This window comes from Roseivivax sp. THAF30, from assembly GCF_009363575.1.
In the GTDB taxonomy this organism is placed as follows: domain Bacteria; phylum Pseudomonadota; class Alphaproteobacteria; order Rhodobacterales; family Rhodobacteraceae; genus Roseivivax; species Roseivivax halotolerans.
In genome coordinates, this window is sequence record NZ_CP045389.1 from 279167 (window position 1) to 295546 (window position 16380).

Consider the following 16380-nt stretch of genomic DNA (forward strand, 5'->3'; position numbering starts at 1 on the left):
GGGGCCTCACCCCGCCGTGCCGTGGCAGAACCAGCCTGAGGACAGCGCGCCGCCATGCGCGTAGAAGAGCCAGAGCCGCTCGCCCCGGTCCGTCTCTACCCACCAGTAATCGCGCTGGCCCGAACGCCAGTCGGGTTCGTCGAGCCACCATTCGGGCGCGATCCGTTCGGGGCCCGTTGCCGCGCGGGCGGACATGTCGCGTCCGCGCCAGCGAAAGGTTCGTGGCGGATCGGGCGCATCCGGGGCGTACACCGGCTCGGGCCGCCAGAGCCGGAGGGGGCGCCCGCGCGCCACGTCGGGCCAGGGCGTCGCAGCTTCTGACCAGGCGGCCGCGAGGGTCAGCGCGCCTTTCTCTGGAATGTGGCTCGAGGCGGGATGCCTGCGCGTGATCGCCTCGAGACCGAGCCGCGCGCCGAGGCGTCCGATCAGATCTTCGAGCGCGGTATCGGCCCGCATCCGCTCGCTCACCGCGCGGCCTGCCTCGAGATGCCCGGCAGGCTGGGCGGCGTGGACGGGTTCGTGACCGACCACGTCGAGGCGCAGCATGTCGATGCCGAAGCCCGCGTCGATCTCGGCCACCTTCATCGCCAGAAGCGGGCGCAGCCGGTCGGGATCTCGCGTCGCCCGTGCCAGGCTGACAAGCGCCCATTCCATGCTCTGATCCGCGCGGTAGGCCTCGAGCCGCACCCGCCGTGCGCCTCGCCCCCGCCGCCGGAGCTTGTCGCAGAGCGGCGGCAGCATCCGGTCGAGCCCGGCCATCAGGTCCGCCTCGAGCCCGATCGGGTCGGGCAGGGTGAGCCGGATCGAGAAATGCTCGGGCGGCGCGGCAGGAGCGACGGGCTCCGGCGCCGCTCCCATCGCCTGGTCGAGACGCGCAACGAGCCCGGTGCCGAAACGACGGGCCAGAGCGGCGCGGGGCTGGCCCGCGAGATACTCGATTCGCCGCAGCCCCAGGCGCGAGAGCGCCTCGACGGTCTCGGCATCGAGCCGGAGCGCCGCGACGGGCAAGGGCGCGAGCGCGCCATAGGTCTTGCCGGGCGCGGCAATGCGGGTGACGTCCGGTCCCGGTGGTGCCAAGAGCGCGGGTGCAGCGCCGCCCCGTTCCCAATGCCGCCGCTTGCCGGCGCGTGAGCGGGTGGCGCGCGCTTCCTGGTCGACCGCATCGCCGCTCCGGTGCGATCCGGCCCGCGCACCGCCATGCCGGGCCAGCGCCCAAGCCGCGCCAAGCGTGTCGGCGATCCCCGCGCGCACGCTCAGCCCCAGATCGGCGCAATCCTGTTCGACCTGCGCCAGAAGCCCCACCTCGCCACCGAAAAGATGCGCGCAGCCGGTCAGGTCGATGACCAGCGCATCCGGCGCTTCCCGCGCGACCCAGGGCGAGAACTTGCCCGCCCAGCGGTGCAGACTGCCGAGAAACGCCGCTTCCCGGTGCGGGTTCGCGATGCGCGTCAGAAGGTCGGCGCAGGCGGCATGGGCATCCCGCAAGGGCTGACCGGGATATAGCCCTGCGCGCGAGGCCGCCACCGACAGCGCCGCGAGGCTCTGGGCATTGCCGGTTTCGGTAACGGTGGCAAAGGGCACCTCGGCCAAAGCCGGGTCACGCCGGATCAGCCGTTCGGCGCCCAGCCGGGGAAACCAGAGGGAAAGAATGCGTCGGTTGGGCATCGGGCAGCATGAATGTTCCTGATATGTTCCATCTAGCCCGAGTCGCCTCCGGGGTCGAGTCCGGAGCTGCCGCGCCGCCTCTCAGCCGCAATAGACGCGGACGATCTCTCCGGCCTCGTTCACCTCGATATTGAGCCGGTCGGCGCGGAAATCCATCGTGACCGCCATGCCCGGCCGGATGATCCGCGCATCGAGATCCGCAGGCAGCGCTGCGGCGGCGAGCGGCGTGCCGACGAGGCTCTGGTATCCAGATGCTCCGCACGCGTCGGGGCCGGGCTCGGCAGGAGGCGTTCCAGCGCTCGTGCAGGCCGACAAAAACAGCGCTCCGAGCGCGATGATCTTCTGTTGCATAACGCGATCCTTTCCTGAAAACAGGTCCAGACAAACATAGGGAGCCTGACCATGAAAACCCGCGCCGCTGTCGCCCTCGAGGCTGGAAAGCCCCTTGAGATCATGGAGGTCAATCTCGAAGGCCCTAAGGCCGGGGAAGTCCTCGTGGAGATCAAGGCCACCGGCATCTGTCACACCGACGAATTCACCCGGTCGGGCGCGGACCCCGAAGGCCTTTTCCCGGCGATCCTCGGCCATGAAGGCGCAGGCGTCGTGGTGGAGGTCGGCGAGGGCGTCACCAGCCTCAAACCCGGCGATCACGTGATCCCGCTTTACACGCCGGAATGCCGCGAATGCGCCTCCTGCCTCTCGGGCAAGACCAACCTCTGCACGCGGATCCGTGCGACCCAGGGCCAGGGCGTGATGCCGGACGGGACGACGCGGTTCTCCATGTTGGATGGCACGCCGATCCATCACTACATGGGCTGCTCGACCTTCGCCAATCACACCGTCCTGCCCGAGATCTCGCTTGCCAAGGTCCGTGAGGACGCGCCCTTCGACAAAATCTGCTATATCGGCTGCGGTGTAACCACCGGCATCGGCGCGGTCATCAACACGGCTGGCGTCGAAATCGGCTCGACCGCCGCGGTCTTCGGGCTGGGCGGCATTGGCCTCAACGTCATCCAGGGGCTCCGCATGGCCGGGGCGGACAAGATCATCGGTGTCGATATCAACCCCGAGAAGAAGGCGATGGCCGAACGGTTCGGCATGACCCATTTCGTCAATCCAAAGGAAATCGACGGCTCGGTTGTCGCGCATATCGTCGAGATGACCAAGACCGAGTTCGACCAGACCGGCGGCGTCGATTATTCCTTCGACGCGACGGGCAACGTGCAGGTGATGCGCGATGCGCTCGAATGCACGCATAGGGGCTGGGGTCAGTCGATCATCATCGGCGTTGCGCCGGCGGGCGCCGAGATCTCCACCCGTCCGTTCCAGCTCGTCACGGGGCGCGTCTGGAAAGGCACGGCATTCGGCGGGGCGAAGGGCCGCACCGACGTGCCGAAGATCGTCGACTGGTACATGGACGGCAAGATCGAGATCGATCCGATGATCACGCACACGCTGTCGCTCGACGAGATCAACCACGGCTTCGACCTGATGCACGAGGGCAAGTCGATCCGGGCGGTCGTGACGTTCTGACCGGTGACCAGCCCCGTCCGCGATACAGACCAGATGATCCGGCAGATGGCGCCATCGCTGCTGCCGGATCGCTACGTCTTCGCCGGGCCGGAGGCCGCAGCGGCAGCGGATCGTGCGATCGCGACCGTCCGGGAGGCGGAGGGGCTGTCACTGATCCTGCCCGTGGAGGTGGCGGCCGAATTCGGCGCGCCGTCCGGTCCCATAATGCGGCAAATCACGCTGAACGTGACCTCGGCGCTTGACGGAATCGGGCTGACGGCGGCGGTCGCTGACGCGCTGACCCGCGAAGGGATCGCCTGCAACGTCGTCGCCGGGCTCAATCACGATCATGTCTTCGTGCCGGAAGAGGATGCGGATCGTGCGCTCTCCGCTCTTGAGGCGCTCAGCCGCGATGCGGGCGAGCCGACCGCGATCCGCCCGGCGACGGAGGCGGACAACGCGGAGATCGCCGCGATCCTGATGCCGGTCTTTCGCGCGGGCGATACCTATACGGTCGATCCCGATATCTCCGAGGCCGACGCGCTTGCCTATTGGACCGGCGGCGAGCGACAGGTCTTCGTGGCCGAGCGCGATGGCAGGGTTCTCGGCACCTACTACCTCGTGCGAAACCAGAAGGGCGGGGGGAGCCACGTTGCCAATGCCGGTTTCGCAACTCATTCCGATGCGCGCGGCAAAGGCCTCGCGCGGGCCATGCTCGCCCATGCCGAGGACGCGGCGCGGCAGACGGGTTTCCGCGCGATGCAGTTCAATTTCGTCGTGGCCTCCAATACCCGCGCCGTGACAACGTGGGAACGCGCGGGCTACGTGACGGCAGGCCGGTTGCCGGAGGCTTTCCGGCATCCCGAACACGGCTACGTCGATGCTCTCGTGATGATGAAACGCCTTTAGGCGGAAAGGACGGATCCGATGGCCGACGAGAAGGGCACCGCGCTGCTTGCTGTGCTGATCGACGCCGACAACACGTCACCGAAATACGCGCGCGCGCTCTTCGATGAGATCGCCACGCTCGGTGAAGCGGCTGTGCGCCGTCTCTATGGCGATTTCTCGAGCCATCAGATGTCCGGCTGGTCGAAGGTCGCGGCCGAGTTCGGTCTTGTGCCGCATCACCAGCCTGCGAACACGGTTGGCAAGAACGCCTCCGACATCGCGCTTGTGATCGACGCGATGGACCTGATGCATTCGGCGCGCTTCGACGGGTTCGTTCTGGTCTCCTCGGACAGCGATTTCACCCGCCTCGCCTCGCGCTTGCGCGAACAGGGGCTCGAGGTGTTCGGGATGGGAATGCAGAAGACACCGGATGCCTTCCGCAAGGCCTGCAAGCGCTTCATCTTCCTCGAGAACATCGACGCGGCCGCCGAAGCCTCGAAATCGGGGCAGCGCGACACGAAGGCCACGGGCAGCCTCGAGGAGGCGCGCAATCTCATCTTCAACGCGATGGATGCGATCGAGCAGGATGACGAATGGTACACGCTTGGCCAGCTCGGCCAGTATCTGACCGCCGCCAATCCCGACTTCGACACGCGGACCTATGGCAAACGCAAGCTGTCGGATCTCATCAGGGATCTGAAGGTCTTCGAGACCAAGCGCTCACAGGGCAACCAGATGCTGGTGCGGCGGCTCGACTGACGGTCAGGCCGTGCCGTAGCGCGCAAGGAACACCTTGACCGCGTCGCGGACATTCTCGTCCTTCTCGACGTCCGAGACCGTGCCACGTATGTTGAAAAGCCGTGCCATGTAGAGCCCGGCCTTGCAGAGCTCCCCGAACTGGTGCGCGGCGTGTTCGCGTCGATCCTGCGGGATGTCGAGATCGCCGCGCGCGATGGCGAGGTCGAAGAGGCTCAGCATGGCATCGACGAAGTAAACCGGGCCAAAGCGCCAGAACTCTTCGGCAAGGGCCGGAAAGCGCTCCGCCTCCGCAAGGCACATACGGCAATTCTGGATGGCAAGCGGCGAGAAGATGATGTCGAGGAAGGTCCGCCCCGCATCGTAGAACAGCTCCGCCGTCGGCTTGTCGCGATCGAGATGGGTGATCGCCTCTTCGGCCTGATGGCGGCACTGCAGGCGCGCGACCTCCATGAAGAGAAGGCGCTTGTCGGAGAAATACGAATAGAGCGTCGCTTTGGACACGCCGGCGGCGCGAGCGATGTCATCGACGCTCGCACCGTCGTAGCCGTCGCGCAGAAACACATCGCGGGCCCCTTCGATCACCTGATCGTATTTTCGGCCCTTGCGGATCTTGTCGACTGAAGCGTCCATGAATTCTCCTCGCTCGAAGGAGAAGTATAAACCGCTTGGTTCAGTTTCAACAATCTCCGCCGCGACGTCGCAAAGCCTACCGTGTCTCCGCCGCGCCGTCCTGGGCAGGCTGCGGCTCTGTCGGAGCGCTGTCCGGGAACCACAGGTAAGGCAATTGCGGCGCGGTGATACCGGCGGATGCGCCCGTGGCGATACTGACGGTGACGATGAGGGGGAGTAGTAGAGTTCGCATGGAAATCTCCATCGTTGAAAGACAAAAGTAAACTAAACAGTATGGTTCACTATTCAAGGTTAAGTTTAAACTGTTCGGTTCATTTATTGGGCTTGCGCCATGAGGCTGAGCGTCTAAATTAGAATTATTCTAATTTCCGGTGGTCTCATGCGTTTCCTTCCCAGCCGACGGCGGTTCGATGACCTGTCTGAACAAGAGATCCTCGCGCTCGCGATTTCCTCCGAGGAAGACGATGCACGGATATACAGGATGTATGCCGAGCATCTTCGAGAGGAGTATCCGGGGTCGGCCAAGGTTTTCGATGGCATGGCTGCCGAGGAAGATGGGCACCGCCAGCGGTTGATCGACATGCATACCGCGCGTTTCGGGACCGTCATTCCCCTGATCCGGCGAGAACACGTAGCGGGTTTCTACTCCCGCAACCCGGTTTGGCTGATCGAGAACCTCAGCCTCGACCGGATCCGCGAAGAGGCCCGCGCGATGGAGCGGGACGCCGAGCGCTTTTACCACGAGGCTGTGCGGAGAACGCAGGATGCCGGCACCCGCAAGCTTCTTGGCGATCTTGCCGCTGCCGAGGCCGGGCATGAAAGCAAGGCCGGTGCGCTCGAGGCAGAGCATTTGCCGGACGATGTCCGCAGCGCCGAGGATGACGGCGCGAAACGGCAATTCCTGCTGACCTGGGTGCAGCCGGGCCTTGCAGGGTTGATGGACGGTTCCGTCTCGACGCTTGCGCCGATCTTCGCCACGGCCTTCGCGACGCAGGACACCTGGACCACCTTCCTCGTCGGACTTGCCGCCAGCGTCGGCGCGGGCATCTCGATGGGCTTTACCGAGGCTGCGTCCGATGATGGAGAGCTTTCCGGCCGCGGCTCCCCCGTCAAGCGTGGCATCGCCTCGGGCGTGATGACGACTGTCGGCGGGCTCGGGCACGCGCTGCCCTATCTCATTCCGCATTTCTGGACCGCGACGATCACCGCCATCATCGTCGTCTTCATCGAGCTCTGGGCCATTGCGTGGATCCAGAACCGCTTCATGCAGACGCCATTCCTGCGCGCGACCTTCCAGGTCGTCCTCGGTGGCGCGCTGGTCTTCGCTGCCGGGGCGCTGATCGGGTCCGGTTGACGGGACGGGGAAAAGCGGCTCTCGTCCGGGCTGAGAGGAGAGAGCCGATGCCCAAAGACGACCAGCCGGTCTATACCCCCTTGCCGCTGCCCGACCGGGTGCAGCTCCCGCCCGAAGAGGCGCTCTCCGCCGCAGAGGCGTTCCGCGTCTACATGCAAAAGCGCCATTCGGTGCGCGACTACGCGGAGACGCCGGTCCCCGAAGCGGTCATCCGCGCCTGCATCGCCGCGGCGCATAGCGCGCCGTCCGGGGCAAACCGGCAGCCTTGGCATTTCGTGGCGATCTCGGACCCGGGGATGAAGGCGCGCGTCCGCGAAGGTGCTGAAGAAGAGGAACGTCAATTCTACGGCGGCGGCGCCGGGGACGCGTGGCTCCAGGCGCTGGAGCCCATAGGCACAAGCGTCGAGAAGCCCCATCTCACCCGCGCCCCTTGGCTGATCGTCGTTTTCGCAGAGCGCTGGGGCGTCGATGCGGAGGGCGCTCGCTACAAGAATTATTACGTGCCCGAAAGTGTCGGCATCGCGACGGGCATGCTCATTGCAGCGATCCATCACGCGGGGCTCGTCTGCCTCGAGCACACGCCGAACCCGATGAAGTTCCTTAACGAGATGTGTGGCCGGCCCGAGCGCGAGAAGCCGGTGATGATCCTGCCCGTTGGCTACCCTTCCGAGGATGCGACGGTGCCGGAATCGGCAAAACGCAAAAAACCCCTCGACGAAGTGATGACGATCCTCGCCGAGTGAACCGATCGCGTTGACCCCGCGCGAAAGCTCGCTCAAAAACGTTCCATGCTGGCGATCTTCCTCAAGACCCTGCCTTTTTTCGCGTTGATCGGGCTGGGTTACGGCGCGGCCAAGACGCGTTTCTTCACCGAGGAAGCCAGCGCGTACCTCACGAAATTCGTGTTCTACTTCGCGCTCTCGGCGATGCTGTTTCGCTTCTCGGCGAACCTGTCCTTTGCCGAGATCTTCGATGCCTGGCTGGCAATGGCCTATCTTTGGGGCACGGCCTTCGTCTACGCGGTCGGGCTTCTGGTCGCGTTCTGGCGGCGCGTGAAGGTCGAGACCGCGGCGATCGAGGCGCAATGCGCGGCCATCGGCAACACCGGCTTTCTCGGCGTGCCGATGCTGGCGCTTCTCTTGGGCGACGAGGCGGTCGGGCCGATTATCCTCGTTCTGTCGATCGACCTTATCGTGTTCTCCTCGGCTCTCGTGATCCTCGTTGAAGGCTCGCGCGACGGACGCATGAGCCTTGGCGTTCTGAAGACAATCGGCATGGGCCTTGTGAAGAACCCGATGATCGTCTCGATCACCCTTGGGCTCGCGGTCGCCGCGTCGGGCTGGACGTTGCCGGTGCCGGTCAACGAGTTCGTCACCATCCTTGGCAACGCGGCGACACCGGGCGCGCTTTTCGCCATCGGCGCGTCCCTCGCCTCGAAATCGGCGGAGCGCCTCTTTATCGCGGGCTGGCTCAGCTTCGCCAAGCTCATGCTGCATCCCTTGTTCGTGGCGATTGCCGCGCTCGTCCTGTTTCCGGTCGAGCCTTATGCCGCGGCGGTCGCGGTCTCGGCGGCCTCGCTGCCGGTCGCGGGCAACGTCTTCATCCTCGCGCAGCATTACGGCACCTCGCCGCAGCGGGTCTCGGCCTCGATCCTGATCTCGACAGCGGCGAGCATCGTCACCGTTTCGGCCTGGATCGCCTGGGTCACGAGCTGAGTCACTTGCGCCGCACGGACGCGCCCGCTAGCCGTTCGGGACAGCACCGACAAACGTCAGGAGACGCGCATGGAAACGAAATCCGAGAACCGGTCCTTCGGCGGAACGCAGGGCGTCTACAGCCACGCCTCCGAGGCCTGCGGTTGCGACATGACCTTCGCGCTGTTTCTGCCCGAGGAAGCGCGCACCGCGCCGGTGCCGCTTCTGTGGTTTCTCTCGGGGCTGACATGCACCCACGAGAACGCCATGACCAAGGCAGGCGCGCAGGCCTGGGCCGCCGATCACGGCGTCGCTCTGTGCTTTCCCGATACCTCCCCGCGCGGTGACGATGTCGCCAATGACGAGGCCTTCGATCTCGGGCAGGGCGCGGGGTTCTACGTCAACGCGACGCAAGACCCTTGGGCGACGCACTTCAAGATGTGGGACTACATCACCGAGGAATTGCCGACGCTTCTGGAGCGGAACTTCGCACTCGACATGGAGCGGCAAGCGATCAGCGGGCACTCGATGGGCGGGCACGGTGCGCTGACGATCGCCATGCATCTTCCGGACCGCTTCCGCTCTGTCTCGGCCTTCGCGCCCATCGCGAACCCGACTGAGAGCGATTGGGGGCGGAAGCAATTCACCGCCTATCTCGGCGGCGATGCCTCCACCTGGGCACTGCGCGATTCCACGCGCCTCATGGAGGAGCGGGGCTTCGACGGGCCGGTGCTGATCGATCAGGGAACAGACGACCAGTTCCTGCACCTTCTGAAGCCCGAAGCGCTCGCCCACGCGATGACGGCCCGGCGGCAGGACGGGGCGTTCCGGATGCAGAAGGGCTACGATCACAGCTACTTCTTCATCTCGACCTTCATGGAGGAGCATGTCGCCTTCCACGCCGAGGCACTTTACGCGTGAGCGTACTCTACGTCGATGCCGATGCCTGCCCGGTCAAGGAAGAAGCCGAGCGCGTCGCGACCCGGCATGGGCTCGAGATGAAGCTCGTCTCGAATGGCGGCTTGCGTATGTCGCGCAACCCGCTGGTCGAGGTGGTGATCGTGCCCGACGGCCCGGATATCGCCGATATGTGGATCGCGGATCGCGCGGGGCCGGGCGATGTGGTCGTCACCGGCGATATCCCGCTTGCCGCACGTGCGATAGAGAACGGCGCGCGGGTCTTGGCGCATAACGGCGAGGCCTTCACCGAGGCCAATATCGGCCAGCGCCTCGCGACGCGCGATCTGATGAGCGATCTGCGTGCCGCCGATCCGTTCCGGCAGGGCGGTGGCCGCGCGTTCTCGAAGGCGGACCGCGCGCGCTTTCTCGACGCGCTCGAACGCGAGCTGCGTGCGGCGCAAAGGGTCGCCCGATGAGCGCGCCGGACGCCGTCGTCTTCGATATCGGCAACGTGCTGATCGAATGGCAGCCCGAGCGCTATTTCGACGCTAAGATCGGCGAGGCGCGGCGCAAGCGGCTCTTCGCGGAGGTCGATCTGCACGAGATCAACGACCGCGTCGATCGTGGCGGCGATTTCCGCGAGACGATCTACGGTGCCGCCGAGGGTTACCCCGAATGGCGCGAAGAGGTGCGGCTCTGGCACGACGATTGGGGCAAGATCGCGGGCCCCGAGATCCCGGAATCGGTCGCCCTCCTGCGCCGCTTGCGCGACAAGGGCGTGCCGGTCTTCGCGTTGTCGAATTTCGGCGTCGCTCCATTCGAGATTGCCCGGGTGATCTGGCCGTTCCTCGAGGAATTCGACCGCGCCTACATCTCGGGGCATATGGCAATGGCAAAGCCCGACGCGGAGATATACGCCGCACTCGAGGCCGACTCCGGGATACGCCCGGACAGGCTCTTTTTCACTGACGATCGTGCGGATAACATCGAGGCAGCGCAGGCGCGCGGCTGGCGCACTCACCACTTTAACGGCCCCGACGGGTTCGGGCGCGCGCTCGTCGAACAGGGGCTTCTGGAGAAAGGCGATCTTCCGTGACAACACCGGCCGTGATCCCCTTCGAGGACGGCGAAGCGAGGCTCGACTGGCTCGGCCTTTGCGATGCCTTCGAGGCCGGGCACCGGCTGCCCAAGGCCGAAATCGCGGACAAGTTCCTCTACCGGGGTGACGACACGCTGCTCAACCGCTCGGCCTGGATCGACGGGTTGGGTCTGGCCGTGAAGGCCGCCACGATCTTTCCCGGCAACGGCGCCAATGGACTGCCGGCGATCAACGGTGCGGTGAACCTTTTCTCCGATACGACGGGTGAGCTGGAAGCGGTCGTGGATTTCCACCTCGTCACGAAGTGGAAAACCGCGGGAGACAGCCTTCACGGTGCGCGCAAGCTTGCTCGGCCGGATAGCCAGAAGATCCTCCTGGTCGGCGCGGGCACGGTCGCACGCTCCATGGTCGAGGCCTATGGCGCAGTCTTCCCGAATGCCGAATTCACGGTCTGGAACCGCTCGCCCGAGGGCGCGGCGCGTATGGCCGAAGATATTCCGGGGCTGAACGTGGCCGCCGACCTCGAAGCGGCGGTCGGCGAGGCCGACATCATCCTGACGGCGACGATGGCGAAGGAGCCGGTGATCCGCGGCGAGTGGCTGCGCCCCGGCCAGCATCTCGACCTCATCGGCGCATTCCGGCCCGATATGCGGGAGGTCGACGACGCGGCGCTGCAAAAAGCGCGGATCTTCGTCGACAGTTTCGAGACGACGCTCGATCATATCGGAGAGCTCAAGATCCCGCTGGCCTCGGGCGCGATCCGCCGCGAGGACGTGATCGCGGATTACTACTCGCCCGAGGCCTTCACGCGGAGCGACGACGATATCACCATCCTGAAGAACGGCGGCGGCGCGCATCTCGACCTGATGTGCGCCCGCTACATCCACCAGGCCTGGGCCGGATGATCTGGGCGCTCGCGCTTGCCCTGGCGGTGGTCGCGGCCCTGCCGGTCATGCGGGAGCGGATGCGGCAGGATGTGCGTACCCTTCGCGACACCGCGCCGGGCGAGCTGGTGCCCCTCAGCCAGGGTGTCACCCATTGCCGCTGGCTCGGGCGAACGCGCGGGCCGGTGGCTGTCTGCATCCACGGCCTGACCACGCCGTCGACCGCGTGGGAAGGACTTGCGCGGCAACTCGACGAGACCGGATTTCGCGTCTTGGTCTACGATCTCTACGGGCGCGGCCTGTCCGACGCGCCGCGCGCCCGGCATACGCCGGGCTTCTACGTGCGGCAGCTCCAGGACGTGCTGGATCACTACGATCTGACCGAGGATCTGACGCTCATCGGCTATTCCATGGGCGGAGTGATCGCGACCGCCGCGGCGGCCCAAGAGCCGGGCCGCTATCGACAGGTCGCGTTGGTGGCGCCTGCCGGGCTCGGGATGCCGTTCAGTCGTTTCCAGCGGTTTGTCATCGACTGGCCCTGGATCGGCGACTGGCTGTTTCACATGCTCTGGCCAGGCCGGCACCGTGCCGCGATCGATAGGGGGCAGGCGCCGGAGCTCGTGCGGGAGGCGCAGCGCGATGCGCTGGACCGGCGGGGCTTCGTCGGCGCGGTGCTCTCGAGCCTCAGGCACAGCCTGTCGAAGCCCGTGCCGCGCCTGCATCGCGCGCTTGCCGAGACGGGGCTTCCCGTTCTGGCGGTCTGGGGCAATGTCGATCCGGTCATCCCGCTGTCTGGCATGGGGCAACTCGCCCAGGCGAACCGCGAGGCCCGGCAGGAGGTCGTTGCCGGGGCCGATCACGGTCTGCCCTTCACCCATCCCGAGGAGCTTGGGCTCGCGCTCGCACGGCTGATGGACGAAGTCCGCGTCAGGTCGTCGCAACAGGACGCATAGGCGGCGCGTCGCGGTTTTCCTTCACGCCGAGATGCACAAGCGCCGAGAGCGCGCCGACCCCGACGCCAACCCACCAGACCATCGTGTAATCGCCGGTGAGGTCGTACATCCGCCCGCCCAGCCAGACGCCCACGAAGCTGCCAAGCTGGTGCGAGAAGAAAACGATGCCGTAGAGCGTGCCCATGTAGCGCAGCCCCCAGATATGCGCGACGAGCCCGGAGGTCAGAGGCACGGTGGCAAGCCAGAGCGCGCCCATGACAGCGCTGAAGACCAAGACCGAAAGCGGCGTGATGGGCAGTGCGATGAAGAGTGCCGCCGCGATGGTTCGTCCGGTATAAATCGCTGCGAGGAGGTATTTCTTCGGGAAGTAATTGCCGAGCCAGCCCGCGATCAGCGTGCCCGCGATATTGAACAGCCCGATGAGCGAGATCGCCACCGCGCCAAGCGCCGAGGTCGTGGTGATGCCGATGGAATGCAGAACGCCGCCCTGCAGGATCGGCCCGCACATCTCGGTCACGAGGGCCGGGAAATGCGCCGTGACGAAAGCCAACTGATAGCCGCATGAGAAAAAGCCGATGAAGATCAGCGAAAAGGACGGATCGCGGAAGGCCCGGCCGAGGATATGGCCCAATGTTTCCTCGAGCTCGGCCTTGGACGCCTCGGGCGCGCGGATCATCGGAAGGCAGAGAAGCACGCAGAGGATCGCTGCGGCGAAGACGAGGAAGATGTCCTGCCAGGCCATGAAGCCCAGCATCCATTCGGCAAGCGGCGCACCGAAGACCTGACCCGCGCTGCCGGCCGCGGTCGCGATCGCCAGCGACATCGAGCGGTTCTTGGCCGATGAAGATCGCCCGACCACCGCGAGGATGACGCCGAAGCCCGTGCCCGCGACGCCGAAGCCCACGAGCACCTCCAGCATCTGATGCGCCTCGGGTGTCGTCGCGAAGGACGACAGCACGAGCCCCGCCGCATACATCAGCGCGCCGATGATGATCGCGAGGCGGTCGCCCATCTTCTCGGCGAGCGCGCCGAAGATCGGCTGCCCGATCCCCCAGGCGAGGTTCTGGATCGCGATGGCGAGTGAGAACTCCGCGCGCAGCCAGCCGAATTCCTCTGCGATGGGGATCTGGAAGACGCCGAAGCTCGCGCGGATCGCGAACGACACGAGAATGATGATACAGCCCGCGATGAGAACGGGCGTGACGAGCGGTGCGGGACGGTCCATGACGTCTCTCCTTCGACGTCATGAATTACCGGCAGGGGCCCGCTACGGCAATTTCTTCATTGTATTGGTGACGATTTCACGCCCGCATGTGCCGTGCGCGGGCTCCGCGCTCGATCGCGGCGGCGTGCAGGCGGTCGAGCTCGAGTTCGTAGCGCAACTCCTCGAGAAGCCGCAGCTCGGTGTCGGTGAGCGTTCCGTCCGCGGCGGCGACATCGCAGGAGAGCGCGTAGGCGGTCTCGTGCAGGCGCTCGGGCAGCGCTTCGCGCATCAGGCCGAACAGCGCGTCGAGCCCATCATCCTGATCGAAGAGGTCGAAGACCATCTGCGAGAGATGCTTGATCCGGTCGGTGTCGTAGCCAAGGAAAACGGGCAGGGTGCCGACGATGGACTGGATCTTCACCAGCTCGGAGGTGCGGATATTCTCGTCCGAAGCCGACACCGCGACCATCAATGCAACGAGCGCATCCTGCGGGGACATCGAGTGTTCTACGCTATCGGGCATCGTGCGTCATCCTTGGGGGTCACGGGAACTCGTCGTAGAAATATTGACCCGGTCCCGACACCGCAATAGGTAGCGCACGCTTGAGCACCTGGGGCCCGTGAAACAGGCGGTGCCCCGCCACAAAAGGAAAGAGCAAGATGTCGGACTTCCGCGACGCCGCGATGAATTCGAAGGCCTGGCCGTTCGAAGAGGCGCGCCGCCTTCTCAAACGCTACGAGGCGGGGAAGGTGAAGAAGGACCACATCCTTTTCGAGACGGGTTACGGACCCTCTGGCCTGCCGCATATCGGCACCTTCGGTGAGGTCGCGCGCACCACGATGATCCGCCGCGCCTTCGAGGCGATCTCCGATGTGCCGACCCGTCTCATCTGCTTTTCGGACGATCTCGACGGTATGCGCAAGGTGCCTGACAACGTGCCGAATCCCGAGGCGCTGAAAGAGCATCTGCAAAAGCCGCTGACATCGGTGCCGGATCCGTTCGGCAAGTTCGAAAGCTTCGGGCATCACAACAACGCCATGCTGCGGCGCTTCCTTGATACGTTCGGCTTCGAATACGAGTTCTATTCGGCGACCGAATACTATCGCTCGGGCGCTTTCGACGAGGTGCTTCTGCGCGCCTGCGAGCGCTATGACGACATCATGGAAGTCATGCTGAAATCGCTCCGCGAAGAGCGCCAGCAGACCTATTCGATTTTCCTGCCCATTCATCCCGAAACGGGCCGCGTCCTCTATGTGCCGATCAAGAACGTCGACGCAGCGAACGGCGAGATCACCTTCGACGACGAAGGCGGTCGCGAATGGACGCTGCCGGTCACCGGGGGCAACGTAAAGTTCCAGTGGAAGCCCGATTTCGGCGCGCGCTGGGCCGCGCTGGGCGTCGATTTCGAGATGTATGGAAAGGACCATTCCACCAATACGCCTATCTACGACCGGATCTGCGAAATTCTCGGCGGCGCGAAGCCCGAGCATTTCACCTATGAGCTTTTCCTCGACGCGTCGGGTGAGAAGATCTCCAAGTCGAAAGGCAATGGCCTGTCGATCGACGAATGGCTGACCTATGCCTCGACTGAGAGCCTTGCCTATTACATGTTCCTCAAGCCCAAGACCGCCAAGCGGCTGAGCTGGGACGTGATTCCCAAGGCCGTGGACGAATACCACCAGCAGCTCCGCGCCTATCCGGGGCAAAGCCCCGAGCAGCAGGCCGCGAACCCCGTTTGGCATATTCACGGCGGCGATGTGCCGGCCTCCACGATGGTCGTGCCCTTCGCGATGCTCCTCAACCTCGCCTCGGTCTCGGGCGCCGAGGACACGGAAACGCTTTGGGGCTTCATCATGCGCTATGCGCCGGATGCCTCGCCCGAGGCCAATCCCGACCTCGATCAGGCGGCCGGCTTCGCGATCCGCTACTACGAGGACTTCGTGAAGCCGCAGAAGGTCTATCGGGCGCCCGACGAAAAAGAGGAAGCCGCGATGCGCGATCTTGCCGCGCGGCTTCAGGCGCATGACGGGCCGACCGACGACGAGACGCTGCAGAGCCTCGTGTTCGCAGTCGGGAAAGAGCACGAGTTCGACCCGCTCCGGGACTGGTTCAAAGCTCTCTACGAGGTGCTTCTGGGCGCAAGCCAGGGCCCGCGTTTCGGCGGGTTCATCGCGCTTTATGGTATCGAGGAGAGCGTACAGCTCATCGAGCGGGGCCTGCGCGGCGAGCTCGGCTGAGGTTGGTCTGGCAGGGCGGATGCCCGGTTTCCGGGCGCAGGCTTCGCGCGCCTTCCCGAAACTCTTGTCGTGACACATGCGTGACTTTGGCTGATGCCGGGGTCGCGCTATCTTCCCTTGCGTCAGCAAGAGGAGGACCTCATGAGACATGCGCGTATCCTTGGGCCCGTCGCCGCGCTCTGGCTTGCCCTGCCGGCCTGGGCGCAGGAAGTGGTGGCCCCGGTACCCGGCATCGAACAGACGATCTCGGGCCAGATGCAGGCGTTCGACGCGGGCGACGTGGAAGGCGCTTTCGACTTCGCAAGCCCGATGATCCAAGGCATTTTCCGCACGCCGGAGATGTTCGGCCGCATGGTCGAGCAGGGCTACCCGATGGTCTGGCAACCCTCTGACGTCGATTTCGGCGATCTGCGCGAGGTGGATGGCCGGCTGACCCAGCGGGTGATCGTCACCGACGACGCAGGCCGGGTCCACATGCTCGACTACAGAATGCTCGAGACCGAGAACGGCTGGCTCATCGACGGCGTCCAGATCCTGCCGCAGCAAGGCTTCGCCGCCTGATCCGCGCAACGCTCGGCTGCCCAAGCCCCCGTTAATGCG

At 65.2% G+C, this 16380-nt stretch carries 19 protein-coding genes; 13 read left to right on the top strand and 6 right to left on the bottom strand.

Going from position 1 to position 16380, the window contains the following annotated elements; all coding sequences use genetic code 11:
- Positions 1 to 6: 6 nt before the first annotated feature.
- Both FIU91_RS01250 and FIU91_RS01255 read right to left on the bottom strand, forming a co-directional pair.
- A complete protein-coding gene (locus FIU91_RS01250) occupies positions 7 to 1665 on the bottom strand; it encodes a DNA polymerase Y family protein (protein ID WP_152461108.1) in 1659 nt (552 codons plus the stop codon).
- A gap of 81 nt (positions 1666 to 1746) precedes the next feature.
- Positions 1747 to 2016, bottom strand: a complete 270-nt coding sequence (locus FIU91_RS01255) for an I78 family peptidase inhibitor (protein WP_093012267.1) — start codon at positions 2014 to 2016, stop codon at positions 1747 to 1749.
- Between the two features lie 51 nt (positions 2017 to 2067).
- Between FIU91_RS01255 and FIU91_RS01260 the strand changes: the two genes are divergently transcribed.
- The 3 genes from FIU91_RS01260 to FIU91_RS01270 are packed head-to-tail and all read left to right on the top strand — an operon-like array spanning position 2068 to position 4824.
- Complete coding sequence (locus FIU91_RS01260; RefSeq protein WP_152461109.1) at positions 2068 to 3198, top strand: S-(hydroxymethyl)glutathione dehydrogenase/class III alcohol dehydrogenase; 1131 nt, start codon at positions 2068 to 2070, stop codon at positions 3196 to 3198.
- Between the two features lie 45 nt (positions 3199 to 3243).
- The gene (locus FIU91_RS19760; RefSeq protein WP_216651619.1) at positions 3244 to 4086 is read left to right on the top strand and encodes an ACT domain-containing protein; all 843 of its coding nucleotides are present in this window, start codon (positions 3244 to 3246) and stop codon (positions 4084 to 4086) included.
- Positions 4087 to 4104: 18 nt separating this feature from the next.
- Entirely contained in the window at positions 4105 to 4824 is a 720-nt protein-coding gene (locus tag FIU91_RS01270; RefSeq protein WP_093012276.1) for an NYN domain-containing protein, read from the top strand.
- A gap of 3 nt (positions 4825 to 4827) precedes the next feature.
- Here FIU91_RS01270 and FIU91_RS01275 read toward each other — a convergent pair whose 3' ends face one another.
- Together FIU91_RS01275 and FIU91_RS19290 are read right to left on the bottom strand one after the other, a co-directional pair.
- A complete protein-coding gene (locus tag FIU91_RS01275; RefSeq protein WP_152461111.1) occupies positions 4828 to 5454 on the bottom strand; it encodes a TetR/AcrR family transcriptional regulator in 627 nt (208 codons plus the stop codon).
- A gap of 76 nt (positions 5455 to 5530) precedes the next feature.
- Complete coding sequence (locus tag FIU91_RS19290; protein WP_172974889.1) at positions 5531 to 5686, bottom strand: hypothetical protein; 156 nt, start codon at positions 5684 to 5686, stop codon at positions 5531 to 5533.
- 147 nt (positions 5687 to 5833) lie between these two features.
- Between FIU91_RS19290 and mbfA the strand changes: the two genes are divergently transcribed.
- The 8 genes from mbfA to FIU91_RS01315 all read left to right on the top strand — a co-directional run bounded on the left by mbfA (position 5834) and on the right by FIU91_RS01315 (position 12338).
- Complete coding sequence (gene mbfA / locus FIU91_RS01280) at positions 5834 to 6808, top strand: iron exporter MbfA (protein WP_152461112.1); 975 nt, start codon at positions 5834 to 5836, stop codon at positions 6806 to 6808.
- Between the two features lie 47 nt (positions 6809 to 6855).
- On the top strand, positions 6856 to 7551 hold the full coding sequence (locus FIU91_RS01285; RefSeq protein WP_152461113.1) for a nitroreductase family protein: 696 nt from the start codon (positions 6856 to 6858) through the stop codon (positions 7549 to 7551).
- 45 nt (positions 7552 to 7596) lie between these two features.
- The gene (locus FIU91_RS01290) at positions 7597 to 8523 is read left to right on the top strand and encodes an AEC family transporter (protein WP_093012288.1); all 927 of its coding nucleotides are present in this window, start codon (positions 7597 to 7599) and stop codon (positions 8521 to 8523) included.
- A 69-nt stretch (positions 8524 to 8592) separates the two neighbouring features.
- Positions 8593 to 9423 (top strand): S-formylglutathione hydrolase, encoded by an 831-nt coding sequence (gene fghA, locus FIU91_RS01295; RefSeq protein ID WP_152461114.1) that lies wholly within the window; start codon positions 8593 to 8595, stop codon positions 9421 to 9423.
- On the top strand, positions 9420 to 9878 hold the full coding sequence (locus FIU91_RS01300) for a YaiI/YqxD family protein (RefSeq protein ID WP_093012294.1): 459 nt from the start codon (positions 9420 to 9422) through the stop codon (positions 9876 to 9878). The genes fghA and FIU91_RS01300 overlap by 4 nt, the downstream gene beginning before the upstream one ends.
- Positions 9875 to 10498 carry an HAD family phosphatase gene (locus FIU91_RS01305; RefSeq protein WP_152461115.1) on the top strand — a complete coding sequence of 208 codons (624 nt, stop codon included), beginning with the start codon at positions 9875 to 9877 and terminating at the stop codon, positions 10496 to 10498. Before FIU91_RS01300 ends, FIU91_RS01305 begins: the two co-directional genes overlap by 4 nt.
- Positions 10495 to 11406, top strand: coding sequence for an ornithine cyclodeaminase family protein (locus tag FIU91_RS01310; protein WP_152461116.1), 912 nt, complete (start codon positions 10495 to 10497; stop codon positions 11404 to 11406). Before FIU91_RS01305 ends, FIU91_RS01310 begins: the two co-directional genes overlap by 4 nt.
- Positions 11403 to 12338, top strand: a complete 936-nt coding sequence (locus FIU91_RS01315; RefSeq protein WP_152461117.1) for an alpha/beta fold hydrolase — start codon at positions 11403 to 11405, stop codon at positions 12336 to 12338. Before FIU91_RS01310 ends, FIU91_RS01315 begins: the two co-directional genes overlap by 4 nt.
- Here the strand turns inward: FIU91_RS01315 and FIU91_RS01320 are convergent.
- Entirely contained in the window at positions 12313 to 13563 is a 1251-nt protein-coding gene (locus tag FIU91_RS01320) for an MFS transporter (RefSeq protein WP_093012303.1), read from the bottom strand. The two genes, FIU91_RS01315 and FIU91_RS01320, sit on opposite strands and share 26 nt — an antisense overlap.
- Before the next feature lie 76 nt (positions 13564 to 13639).
- Positions 13640 to 14065 (bottom strand): tellurite resistance TerB family protein, encoded by a 426-nt coding sequence (locus tag FIU91_RS01325; protein ID WP_152461118.1) that lies wholly within the window; start codon positions 14063 to 14065, stop codon positions 13640 to 13642.
- A 137-nt stretch (positions 14066 to 14202) separates the two neighbouring features.
- Between FIU91_RS01325 and FIU91_RS01330 the strand changes: the two genes are divergently transcribed.
- Both FIU91_RS01330 and FIU91_RS01335 read left to right on the top strand, forming a co-directional pair.
- Positions 14203 to 15780: a lysine--tRNA ligase gene (locus tag FIU91_RS01330; RefSeq protein WP_152461119.1), complete on the top strand. Its 1578-nt coding sequence runs from the start codon at positions 14203 to 14205 to the stop codon at positions 15778 to 15780.
- 141 nt (positions 15781 to 15921) lie between these two features.
- Complete coding sequence (locus FIU91_RS01335; RefSeq protein WP_152461120.1) at positions 15922 to 16341, top strand: DUF4864 domain-containing protein; 420 nt, start codon at positions 15922 to 15924, stop codon at positions 16339 to 16341.
- Positions 16342 to 16380 lie beyond the last annotated feature (39 nt).